The sequence below is a fragment of the Scytonema sp. UIC 10036 genome (assembly GCF_009725235.1).
In genome coordinates, this window is the sequence record NZ_WJFC01000307.1 from 1 (window position 1) to 11,598 (window position 11,598).

Here is an 11,598-nt window from a genome sequence, read left to right on the forward strand (position 1 = left end):
TATTCGTACGCAGCGTCAGATGTTTATAAGAGACATAATATTGATAATTTATCCCAAATCCCAAATCCCAAATCCCAAATCCCAAATCCCAAATCCCAAATCCCAAATCCTTACCCCCTACTCCCTATTCTCAAAAACTTGTGTTATATTGGTTGGAGTGAATAAACCAGAGGCTTAATCCTCTGTACTTGAGAAGAAGACCGTTTAGGCAACAAGGAGGTGATGCCCATGATAGAAAGTAGTAAATGCATGGGTCATCAGGTTGCTGAATGTCGGCTGTGTGCCGGGGCTGTTCTCTAAGAGCTAGCCTTAGATTTTTAGCTCTGCTAAAAACTAAGCAGCTAGACTAGTTGGAGTTCCTTCCGGCAGTCTGGTTGCAACCTGAAGACCCGCTAGACCGCTCTAAATTAGATTCCTTAATCTAATTTAGAGCGGATAGTTTTATATTTGGTTAGGGGTTAGTAGCGGCGACAACGCTTTGCTCCCATGTATGCTGAGTGGTTGATAGAGCTAGGATTTCCTTTTTTTGATTGGGGAACGTCTTAAGACAGATAACGTCGTAATATCCCATAAACTAGAATTAGACCGATATCTCAATCAAGATAACCAGTGCATCTTGATAAGAAAAAATCATACCAGGGAACCATGTCTAAAGGATAAGGTGTGAAGTATCCAGGATAAACAGAGGCGGTTCAGGTTTAACCTATAGCTTGTACCCACAGAAAAAAGAGTGTATTTCTTTTATCCTCTATACTTAAATCCTTTTTGAGCGTATTCCGTAGTAGGGGAGGCACAAGTACGTGAGTAAAATAACAAGACATTTTCAGTACAAAGTGTTACAAAGGATCTAGTCGGAGTCGTTGGGATGATTTGATATGGCGCAGCTACTCTCTGAGACTGAAATTAAAGAACAGGCAACCCATTTGACAGGTTGGAAGGTGTCGGGGTCACAATTGGAGTGTACCCGCAAGTTTCAAGGCTTTGTTGAAGCGATTGAGTTCGTCAACAAGCTTGTTGAACCTGCTGAAACAGCAGGACACCATCCAGACATAGAAATTTCTTACAACCGAGTCAAAATTTTTCTAACAACCCATGATGCGGGTGGGTTAACACAAAAAGATTTTGATTTGGCAAAAGTCATTTCTCAAATCTAACAAGTGCTCATAGCGCTATAGGTAATTTGCCTAAAAGTTACTTGTTTTGTTAGGCGTTGTCTATTTTTAGATAATGTTTTGAGAGGGTATTTGTGCAAATTGTCATTGAGTTGTATCTGCGTAAGTGAATGCAAGTTATGTGACAGTTCAGAAGGCGAACGCTGATATCTTGCCATCCACTAACAGTGAACTATAATTACAAACTATGCAGCCATGTTTTTGCATAAGTTAATTACATTAATTCTTTACCTAAAATTAACTAATTGTTAGCTTGGCAAAAACTAAAATAGTGTGTAGAGGGCGTATATGCCTAATCCACAAGTATCAACAAGAACTGGCGAATCCGGAAGAGTTGTAAGGAACAAAGTTATCTACATAAGGTGTGAGGAGAAGAGGAAAAATGGCTAATATCTTGTGGAAATCTTTGGTGGTAAGTCCAGCAGTTTTAGGGGCAACATTGTTGATGTCCGCAACTGCTATGGCAGCTCAAAACCCCACAGAGAGTGAATCAGTGACAGCAGGAGTTTCACAAGTAGGGACTCAAGAAGCTTTCACATCAACATCAACAAATTCTGGTGTTGCGGAAGTTGCTAAAAAGCCAGAAGTATTGGCTCAAGCACAGCCTACAACACAGGTCAATACCTTAGACCAAGTGAATCAGTACTCCAACGAGGGCAGAAATCAAACCCAAGCTCAGGTGACATCTGTTTCTCAGTTTTCTGATGTACAACCAACAGATTGGGCATTCCAAGCATTGCAATCCTTGGTTGAACGTTATGGTTGTATTGCTGGTTATCCTAACGGAACCTATCGCGGTAACAGGGCATTAACCCGTTATGAATTTGCGGCTGGTTTAAACGCTTGTTTGGATAGAGTCAATGAATTAATTGCAACAGCAACAGCTGACTTGGTTAGAAAAGAAGATTTGGCTACCTTACAGAGGTTGCAAGAAGAATTTGCAGCGGAGCTTGCAACTCTACGCGGTCGTGTTGATGCATTAGAAGCACGGGCGGCAGAATTGGAAGCTAACCAGTTCTCAACCACAACCAAACTCGTTGGTGAAGCAATCTTCGCTCTCACTGATGCTTTTGGAGACAGCACGGGTGACAGCAACAACACTGTTTTCCAAAACAGAGTTCGTTTGGACTTACAAACCAGCTTCACAGGTAAAGACGTTTTGCATACCCGTCTTGCTGCCGGTAATGGCAACAGGTTTAACATTGGTGGCGTTAACAATGACACGAGTGCTGAAGGCTTGCAAACCTTCAACCTCAACAACAATGGTAATGATATCAATCTAGATTGGTTGGCTTACTACGTTCCCGTTGGACCCGCTCAACTCTACGTTGCAGCAACTGGTGGTATTCACAGCGACTACGCTGCTACCAACAACCCCTACTTTGAAGACTACGACGGAGGTAATGGCGCACTGTCTACCTTCGCTTCCGAGAGCCCCATCTACCGGATTGGTGGCGGTGCAGGTGCAGCGCTAAATATTAACTTTGGTAAAGGTGGCGGTATCCTCAGACCAAGTTCTTTAACTGTAGGTTACTTGGCTTCAGAACCCAATAACCCTGGCTTGGGTTCTGGTGTCTTCAACGGTAACTATGCTGCTTTAGGACAATTGAACTTTAACCTCGGTCAAAGATTTGCATTAGCTGCAACCTACGTTCACGGTTATCACGGTTCTGGTAGCACTCTGTTTGATGCTGGTGGATTGGCAGGTCAAAGCGGTACTGGTAGAAACCTGCCTGTGGTAGGAACTGCACAAGCTAACACATTGAGTGCCATAGAAGCATCTTCAAGTAACTCCTACGGTCTATCTGCAGCTATCAGACCAAGCGATAAGTTCTCCATCAGTGGCTTTATTTCTTATCATGACGTAACTGGTTTCGGTTCTAATGATGACTTTGAGGCTTGGGGTTATGGAGTCGGCGTCGCTCTACCTGACTTTGGTAAGAAGGGTAACGTTTTGGGTATTTTTGCTGGTGCAGAACCTTATTCTCGTAACCGTCCTGGTTTCACTGGTAACGATACACCTTACCACGTTGAAGGTTTCTACAAGTATCAAGTCAATGAAAACGTCTCCATCACCCCTGGTGTTATCTGGCTATCCGCACCCGGTCAGAACAGCAACAATGATGACGCTTTAATTGGTACTTTGAGAACAACATTTACTTTCTAGAGCTTGTTAGTGGTTAGTGGTTAGTGGTTAGTTGTTGCTAGTATTTGCTACTAACCACTAACCACCAACTACTAACTACTAACTACTAACTACCAACCTTTAACCACTTAGCAAAAACCCTACCTCGTTGTGGGGTTTTTTATTGGAAATTTACTTTCAAAGAGAACAAACCCTAGTGGAGAACCGGAGTATAATAGAAAAAGGATGAAGGATAAAGGATAAAGAATAAAAAATCTTTATCCTTCATCCTTATATCCTTCCTATCTTATTTGTCGCCTGTGGAACTATCGTGTAAGTCAGAATACGCAATTCTTGCTTTACTGGAGCTCGCAATTCACTACCAAAGCGGGGAACCGCTACAAATTCGACAGATTGCAGCACAGCAAAATATACCGGATCGTTATTTAGAACAACTACTAGCAACTTTAAGACGTGGCGGTTTAGTCAAAAGCCAACGCGGATCGAAAGGCGGCTACTTGTTGGCGCGAGACCCCTGGAAAATAAATCTATTCGAGATTTTAGGTTGTTTGGAAGGGTTGGACGTGCGGACTGCTGAGGAGGACGTTAACCCTAAAACTGTAGATAACGCTGTTGTAGAAGATGTCTGGCTTGAAGCAATGGAAGCAGCAAATGCAGTTTTGCAAAAGTATACACTTGCTGATTTGTGTGAAAAGCGAGATTCTCGTCGGCAGTTGGACATAATGTACTACATTTAATTAATTGTTAGCGGTTAGTGATTAGTGGTTAGTAGTTAGTGGTCAACTGCTAACTACTAACTACTAACCACTAACTACTAACTAAGGACAAAAATATGCGAATAGCACGTGATATTACAGAACTTGTTGGACGAACTCCTCTAGTACAACTTAACCGCATTCCTCAAGCGGAAGGTTGTGTTGCTCGAATTGTGGTGAAGTTGGAAAGCATGAACCCAGCTGCTTCAGTTAAAGACCGTATCGGCGTGAGCATGATTAATAATGCTGAGGAGGAAGGTTTAATTTCTCCGGGGAAGACGGTACTGGTGGAACCGACTTCTGGAAACACGGGAATTGCTTTGGCAATGGTGGCGGCGGCAAAGGGTTACCGCTTAGTTTTAACTATGCCTGAAACCATGAGCTCTGAAAGAAGAGCTATGCTGCGGGCTTTTGGCGCTGAACTTGAACTCACACCGGGAATTGAAGGTATGAGTGGGGCAATTCGGCGAGCACAGGAAATTGTTGAAACAACACCGAATGCTTATATGTTGCAGCAGTTCCGCAACCCGGCTAACTCTAAAATACACCGGGAAACTACAGCTGAAGAAATTTGGGAAGATACGGAAGGACAAGTTGATATCATTGTAGCTGGGGTGGGTACTGGTGGTACTATTACGGGTGTGGCAGAGGTGATTAAAGCACGCAAGCCTAGTTTTCGAGCGATCGCAGTTGAACCAGCCAACAGCCAAGTTTTAGCTGGAGGGAGACCTGGTCCTCACAAAATTCAAGGAATTGGGGCGGGATTCGTTCCTCAAGTTCTGAATGTCAACGTTATAGATGAAGTAATTTCTGTGACGGATGATGAAGCTATTGCCTACGGTCGTCGTTTGGCAAGAGAAGAAGGGCTTCTTTCGGGAATTTCTAGTGGTGCTGCTTTGTATGCGGCAATTCAGGTTGCCAAACGCAAAGAAAACGAAGGGCACTTGATTGTCATGGTTCAGCCCAGCTTTGGCGAAAGGTATCTCAGCACACCATTGTTCCAAGACTTGGAACCCAAAATAGCCGCTAGCATCAGTTAGGACTGGGGACTGGGAATAAGGGAGACAAGGCAGACAAGGAGAACAAGGGAGACAAGGAAGAAGTACCAATGCCCTTTTGCCCAATGCCCTTTTACCCAATCCCCAATCCCCAATGACCAATGACCAATGACCAATAACCAATGACCAATAACCAATGACCAATGACCAATGACCAATGACCAATAATCAAAGCAATCATTACGAAACACTTAAAGTTCGCCCTGACGCCAGCCAAGCCGAGATTAAGCAAGCTTACCGTCGCTTGGTAAAAGTGTTTCATCCAGATAGCAAACAGGAAAACTCGGACTCAGACGCTATCATACGCATTAACGCGGCTTATGAAGTTTTGGGGGATGCTCAAAATCGCCAAAAGTACGACCAAAAACTGCGCCAGCGTTCCGAGGAAGCAAGTCGAAGCCGCCAAAAGCACACAGCCTCGGCGCAAAAGCAATACCAAACTACCCGACAAACAGGAAAAGAAGTAGATGAGCAAATCGAAGAGTGGTTGCACCTTGTTTATCAGCCTGTGAATCGTTTGGTTTACCGCATTCTTTATTCTTTAAAAGAGCAAATAGAGAAACTCTCTGCCGATCCCTTTGATGATGTTCTTTTAGATGAATTTCAAGATTACTTGGACGCCTGTCGTGACGATCTCAAGCAAGCGCAAACCAAATTTCGTTCCTTACCCAATCCTCCAAGCTTGGCAAGAGCCGCTGCCCATTTCTACTATTGCCTCAATCAAATTGGCGATGGACTAGATGAGCTAAAGTACTACCCTCTGAACTACGACGAGAATTATCTGCATACGGGACAAGAAATGTTCCGCATTGCGAATCGGTTGTATCGTGAAGCACATGAGTCTATGGGGGCATACGTTTAGCAGAAAGTAAAAATTAGTTTATGCTGGAAGCAGAAAAGTTTAAGAAATATTAAGTTTTGCTTCCACACACTCATGCAATGCATTGTAAATCGCCGCGCTCAATTTTCGGCAAGCCATCGCTACTGGTTACCAGAACTGAGCGATGCTGAAAATATTAAGAAATTCGGTGCTTGCTCTCAATTTCCCGGACACGGACATAACTATGTTTTATTTGTCTCCCTTATTGGGGAACTAGACAAATATGGCATGGTACTAAACTTGTCTGACGTGAAACAAGTTATCAAGCGCGAAGTCACCAGCCAATTGGATTTTTCCTATCTTAACGATGTGTGGTCAGAATTTCAACAAACTCTGCCTACTACAGAAAACATTGCACGGGTTATTTGGTACAAACTGGCACCCTATTTGCCTGTTGCTCGCGTGCAGCTTTTTGAACATCCCGAACTTTGGGCTGATTATTTAGGAAACGCAATGGAAGCTTACCTCACTCTTAGCACTCACTTTAGCGCCGCTCATCGGCTTGCTCATCCCGACATCAGCAACGAAGCTAACTTCGAGATTTATGGAAAATGCGCTCGCCCTAACGGGCACGGGCATAACTACCACCTCGAAGTGACTGTAGTCGGGGAAATTAATCCCCGCACTGGTATGATTGTTGATTTAGTCCGTCTCAATCAAGCCATTGAGGATTACGTGATTGAACCATTTGACCATACCTTCCTCAATAAAGACATACCTTATTTTGCTGAAGTGGTTCCTACTGCTGAGAATATTGCACTTCACATCAGTCATTTATTGCGATCGCCTATTCAAGAGTTAGGTGCAAAGCTCTACAAAGTTAAATTAATCGAAAGCCCCAACAATTCTTGTGAAATCTATTGTACTGATTCTGAGTTGAATGCCAACACCGTACAAAACTCCTCTGTTTTAGTACGAGTTTAGCGTTCTTACAAAGAACAACAAAAGAATTATCAAGCCTATCCAAAGATTTTTCATTGCGATAGGCTTTTGTAATTTTATAAGCTTTTGGCAATCATCTAAATTTCTTCTCTTAAATCTAATATTAATTGACAATATACCAATTACCCCTCCTAACCTCCCCTTTATAAGGGGAGGAAACTAAATTTCCTGTTTCCCCCCTTTATAAGGGGGACTAAGGAGGGTGAAGTTCTTGCAATTTGTCTACTATTATATGCCTTTATTTCTTGCATCTCTAAATTGCTGTTAAGATGTTATACCTATAGAGTTATGCCTTGAATAGCAGTAATACAGCAAATGGAAGATATTTCTTGATTGCAAAATATAAATAATAGAATTTTCTAACTAAATTCAGTCATTTAATTGTTAACCTAAATTTAAGATAGAGGTAAAAAACTTCTTCCTCAAGGCAGATATTCTAAAAATTTAGTCATTTATAATAAGTTCATATTTATACTTGATAAGCAGTAGTAGTGTTTTGTAAAATACTGAGTTATTTTTTCATAATGAAAATAGGTGTGGCAGGAAAATGGCAAAAATACAAATAGTTACTTTAGGGGGTAACACAATAGGAAATAAAAAATTTATTTCATCAATACCTGGGAATAAAGGAGTTGAGGTCGTAAAAAATTTATAAATTTATCTGATAACCTAATTTATTGTTTCGTAATTAAATGACAAAGAGCAAGATAACAAAACTACAAAATTTAATGAGAGGGATATGTTAAGGGGGTGAATGCTATTATTGAAAACGAGGTTTGTTGATGCTTCATTTTTCTTAAACTTCTGATTCCAAGAAAAAAAGTTACATTTGCTAGCCAAAGCTGAGCTAACCGAAAGGAGTAAAGATGCTACAAGCACAGAACCCATCACGAGAACCACTAGTTACGGTGGTTATTCCTACTTACAATCGCCCTAAATATCTTAAAGAAGCCATAGAAAGTGCTGTCAATCAAACCTATAAAAATTTAGAGATTATTGTGTCAGATGACGGTAGTGTAGAGAACCCACAAGATATTGTGGATTCTTTTCAAGACTCGCGAATTCGGTTCCGACGCAATACGAAAAATTTAGGCATAGCTTTGAACGTGATAAATGCATTCAAAGAAGCACGAGGAAAATATGTTGCGAGTTTGAACGATGATGATGTTTGGAATCAGGACTTTTTGGAGAAGTTAATTCCACCTCTTGAGGCTGATACGAATTTGGCGATCGCATTCAGCGACCACTACATAATAGACTCAAAAGGCAAGATTGATTCTGCTGCTACAGAGGAAAATACTCTACGTTGGAAGCGAGATCGATTACAGGAAGGAGTTTACCAGCCTTTTTACGAAATTGGACTAGTTCATCAAGCTGTTCCTAGTGCGGTGGCTACTGTAATTCGCAAAGATGCCATTGACTGGGATGATTTTCCATCCCAAATGGGTTCTTATTGGGATTTGTATTTAACTTACCTTGCATGTCGTACTGGACGAGGAGCATATTACTCTCCTCAAAGACTCAGTAAATATCGCGTACACACTCAATCAGAAACTTTTGTGAACGGGGCTTCAAGTATTCAGTCAAAAATTCGTGCAGGGAAAGCAGGGATTTACTGCTACCGAAAATTTATGGAAGATGAGCGATTGCAAGAGTTCAAGGATTACTTCCAAGAAAAATGGTTGCAAGCACACACCACCTTGGCTATAGGATTACTGAAAGCCGAACAAGCCCAAGAAGCAAGACCTTATCTTTTGTATGCACTCAGGTGGCAAAAGTTTAACTTCAGAACAGTCGCCGCATTTGCTCTGTCGATAATTCCTCGCCCTTTAGCACGTAAATTTCTAACTATCTAGATTGGGTTTAATAATATCGGCGACGGCTAGTTAAGCGACGCAAGTAGCGGTAAATAACCCATGCGGAAAGCCCAAGAATCAAGCCGAGAGATAAGCGACTCAGCACAGACAGTGCAACGTTAGTATCCAAAAGTTGCAATCGATTGAGGAAACTCAAATCTCTGGTTAAGGTAAACAGCACGAAGATGGCGTTTCCACCAAGCATCAGGGTTAATAGCATCAAAAACTCTCTCCACAGTTGTTGCTTGAGTGGAGAACCAGAGATGAGAGTCCTTGGAACTTGACCTTGCACTTTTTGTAAGTATTGTTCCAGTCGCCAAAACATCCATAACAAAAATGGAAACAATCCGTAACTGAGCAAGTTCCAGGGAAAAGAGTAGCGACCGCTAATAGATAAAACATTGACTAAAGCATGGCAAATGACAGAATTTAGCCATGCTTGAGAAACTTGACCGTTACGTCGGTTTGAGTAAATACTAGTGTTCACAAGCATCCCCAAAGCATATCCCCAAGGAGCAGAAAACATGGCGTGTACGGGCGTGCTAATCAAGCGTTCTACAATTGATGCTATACCCTGAAAGCCGTGAAAAAGATATACCCAGTTTTCCTCAGCCGTGAAACCCAGTGACACGGCTAGACAAAAAAGGAAAACTGTGCTCGGACGTAACCGATACCGCCGTTGAAAATAGTTAGTTAAAGCAATGACTGTGACTAACTTACAACCTTCTTCAATTGGACCAACTTCAATCAATTGTCGCAGGGCAACACCAAATAGCGATCGTTGAATGACGCGCCAATTGACAACCCATTGAGCAACTGTTTCAAAAACCAGTTCCAAGTGAAGGGCAATAAACCCAGATATTGCCCCAAGAGCAAAGAATGAAAGCAGCCGCATTAAAGAGATAGTTGTTGGAATGCGGCTGTAGTAGTACACCAAAAGCAGCAATGGTGGTAGCACTGCTAACAAGACTAGCAGGACATCAACCACGCACTTGAGCGATCGCCGTGCGATGGCGCGGACTATTGGGAGTGATGGTGGGAGTATTGAAGCCAGCATCCACTAACGCTTGCTCAATATCAAAGGAGAAATACTCATCCATAAGTGGTTCAGTACTTTTGAGCAAAGTCATAACATAGGCAGGCATCTTTTGATATACCTCAGATTTAGGATTCATATCCATGATTCCTATGCAACCGCCCGGACGCAGCAGACGCTTGGCTTCCGCGAAAATTTGTCTGGTTGCGACTTGGGGTAACTCGTGACAAATCAAGAACATGGAGACAAAATCAAACGAGCCGCTTGGCAGCCCTGTTGATTCAGCAGCTGCATGAACCCAGTTGATATTGGCACTGCGCTGCTGGCTGCGGTATTGAGCAACGGCAAGAAAGTAAGGAGACAAGTCTAAGCCAGTAATTTTTGCATGAGGATAAACTTTTTGTAGTGCAAAAGTACTCATACCCACACTACATCCAATATCTAAGATAGCTTGTGGCGGTTTGGGGAGTTGCTTTGCCAGAATATTATGATAACTTTGGCGTAGCTGAGCATCTCCTTGGGCTGTGGCATTACCCCAAAGAGTTGCATGAACAGTTTGAGCAGCAACCTCTACCTCTAGAGCTGCTTCCCAACAGAGATCTCCTTTGTCGTAAGCGTGGAAAGACTGCAAATAGTAATCTGGGTACGTGACTTGTGGGTTTTGTACTTTATCAAAATCCTTTGTCCAATCTCGTGCTTGTAGCGTCCGTACTTCTTGTGTCCAATTGACACCGATTTTCTCAGCACGTTTCATCATCATTTGCCTAGCTTGGTGCTTGGCTAGGTTGGCGAGAGGCTTGATGGCGAGGACTCCATTTATGAAGCGTGAAGCTAATCCCGGAGTGTTTTTGACAGCCGTGTTCATTAATGTCGATCTACCTTTGGAATGAGCTTGTCTATCAAATATGATAAAGCTCAAAGCGATCCAATCTTCACTCCCGAATCAACTTCTTCACAGTAACCACCAGCCAGTTCTCTCGTTCCCAGGCGGAGCCTGGGAATGCATGGATCGAGGCTCCGCCTCGACTCTTTCAAAAGAAGCAGTCCTAATGAAAAAATTTTCCCGCCAATCATCAAAAGCCCTCACCCCCAACCCCCTCTCCCACGCGGAGAGGGGGCTTTTTATGTTTTTAGGAATAACACGGTCAATTTCATGAGGAAAGAATAAAACATTTTGAGGTAGCAAACAATACTCGCATCTGTATTTTGCTCGTTCTTCAACTAAGCGACGCATTGCAGCCGAAATATATATATAGCGATTCCCACTCAGGTGAGGTACAAAAAGAAATAATTAACCGCAGCCTGTAGCAGATGGACGCGGATAAATTTGTACCTCAGCAGACTAGGAAACGCTATAAGTAAGACTCTTAAGATCTTGGTCTAAATTGGCTAAGTTACCAGCTTTCAGCATGACTACCCAATGTTCAATTGCGTTCGTACTCATCCCATTTTCTTGCATAAATATTTTTTGTCTTCCGCACTTTCGCAAAGTCACAAGAGAAAAGTACACAAAAATTGGCTTTTGTAAGAACTCTAATCTTCTGGCGGGAAAGGATTAGTACCTATCCTTATAATTTAGTTTGAAAAAGAAGAACTTCGTTATACGTTATATAGGTTACAAAAGAATAGGTTTTGAAAATGTAATTATCGCAATAATTTTGCTCATTTTTATAAAGCATTCATAAAATATTTTTTACCAATATAAATAATTGATAAAGTTTCCGGAAGAATTTAATGTTTTAGTGCTTAAGAA

The 11,598-nt window shown here is 42.1% G+C and carries 9 protein-coding genes; 7 read left to right on the top strand and 2 right to left on the bottom strand.

Annotation, left to right across the window (positions count from 1 at the left end; translation table 11 throughout):
- Positions 1-875 precede the first annotated feature (875 nt).
- The 7 genes from F7734_RS57950 to F7734_RS57985 all read left to right on the top strand — a co-directional run bounded on the left by F7734_RS57950 (position 876) and on the right by F7734_RS57985 (position 8,809).
- Positions 876-1,154, top strand: coding sequence for a 4a-hydroxytetrahydrobiopterin dehydratase (locus F7734_RS57950; RefSeq protein WP_155753168.1), 279 nt, complete (start codon positions 876-878; stop codon positions 1,152-1,154).
- A 400-nt stretch (positions 1,155-1,554) separates the two neighbouring features.
- Complete coding sequence (locus tag F7734_RS57955) at positions 1,555-3,339, top strand: iron uptake porin (protein WP_155753169.1); 1,785 nt, start codon at positions 1,555-1,557, stop codon at positions 3,337-3,339.
- 278 nt (positions 3,340-3,617) lie between these two features.
- A complete protein-coding gene (locus F7734_RS57960) occupies positions 3,618-4,055 on the top strand; it encodes an Rrf2 family transcriptional regulator (protein WP_166482799.1) in 438 nt (145 codons plus the stop codon).
- Positions 4,056-4,150: 95 nt separating this feature from the next.
- Complete coding sequence (gene cysK / locus F7734_RS57965; protein WP_155753171.1) at positions 4,151-5,113, top strand: cysteine synthase A; 963 nt, start codon at positions 4,151-4,153, stop codon at positions 5,111-5,113.
- A 175-nt stretch (positions 5,114-5,288) separates the two neighbouring features.
- Positions 5,289-5,993: a J domain-containing protein gene (locus tag F7734_RS57975; RefSeq protein ID WP_155753173.1), complete on the top strand. Its 705-nt coding sequence runs from the start codon at positions 5,289-5,291 to the stop codon at positions 5,991-5,993.
- Positions 5,994-6,065: 72 nt separating this feature from the next.
- Positions 6,066-6,935, top strand: coding sequence for a 6-carboxytetrahydropterin synthase (locus F7734_RS57980; protein ID WP_155753174.1), 870 nt, complete (start codon positions 6,066-6,068; stop codon positions 6,933-6,935).
- 884 nt (positions 6,936-7,819) lie between these two features.
- A complete protein-coding gene (locus F7734_RS57985) occupies positions 7,820-8,809 on the top strand; it encodes a glycosyltransferase family 2 protein (protein ID WP_155753175.1) in 990 nt (329 codons plus the stop codon).
- A 7-nt stretch (positions 8,810-8,816) separates the two neighbouring features.
- Here F7734_RS57985 and F7734_RS57990 read toward each other — a convergent pair whose 3' ends face one another.
- Together F7734_RS57990 and F7734_RS57995 are read right to left on the bottom strand one after the other, a co-directional pair.
- Positions 8,817-9,797: a PrsW family intramembrane metalloprotease gene (locus tag F7734_RS57990; RefSeq protein ID WP_166482800.1), complete on the bottom strand. Its 981-nt coding sequence runs from the start codon at positions 9,795-9,797 to the stop codon at positions 8,817-8,819.
- Positions 9,790-10,710: a class I SAM-dependent methyltransferase gene (locus F7734_RS57995; RefSeq protein ID WP_155753177.1), complete on the bottom strand. Its 921-nt coding sequence runs from the start codon at positions 10,708-10,710 to the stop codon at positions 9,790-9,792. The genes F7734_RS57990 and F7734_RS57995 overlap by 8 nt, the downstream gene beginning before the upstream one ends.
- Positions 10,711-11,598 lie beyond the last annotated feature (888 nt).

What these genes read in the sequence shown, in the direction of transcription:
- F7734_RS57985 (WP_155753175.1), top strand. Translation starts at nt 7,820, where the DNA reads ATGCTACAAGCACAGAACCCATCACGAGAACCACTAGTTACGGTGGTT.
- F7734_RS57980 (WP_155753174.1), top strand. Translation starts at nt 6,066, where the DNA reads ATGCAATGCATTGTAAATCGCCGCGCTCAATTTTCGGCAAGCCATCGC.
- F7734_RS57995 (WP_155753177.1), bottom strand. Translation starts at nt 10,710, where the DNA reads ATGAACACGGCTGTCAAAAACACTCCGGGATTAGCTTCACGCTTCATA.
- F7734_RS57950 (WP_155753168.1), top strand. Translation starts at nt 876, where the DNA reads ATGGCGCAGCTACTCTCTGAGACTGAAATTAAAGAACAGGCAACCCAT.
- cysK (WP_155753171.1), top strand. Translation starts at nt 4,151, where the DNA reads ATGCGAATAGCACGTGATATTACAGAACTTGTTGGACGAACTCCTCTA.
- F7734_RS57975 (WP_155753173.1), top strand. Translation starts at nt 5,289, where the DNA reads ATGACCAATAATCAAAGCAATCATTACGAAACACTTAAAGTTCGCCCT.
- F7734_RS57955 (WP_155753169.1), top strand. Translation starts at nt 1,555, where the DNA reads ATGGCTAATATCTTGTGGAAATCTTTGGTGGTAAGTCCAGCAGTTTTA.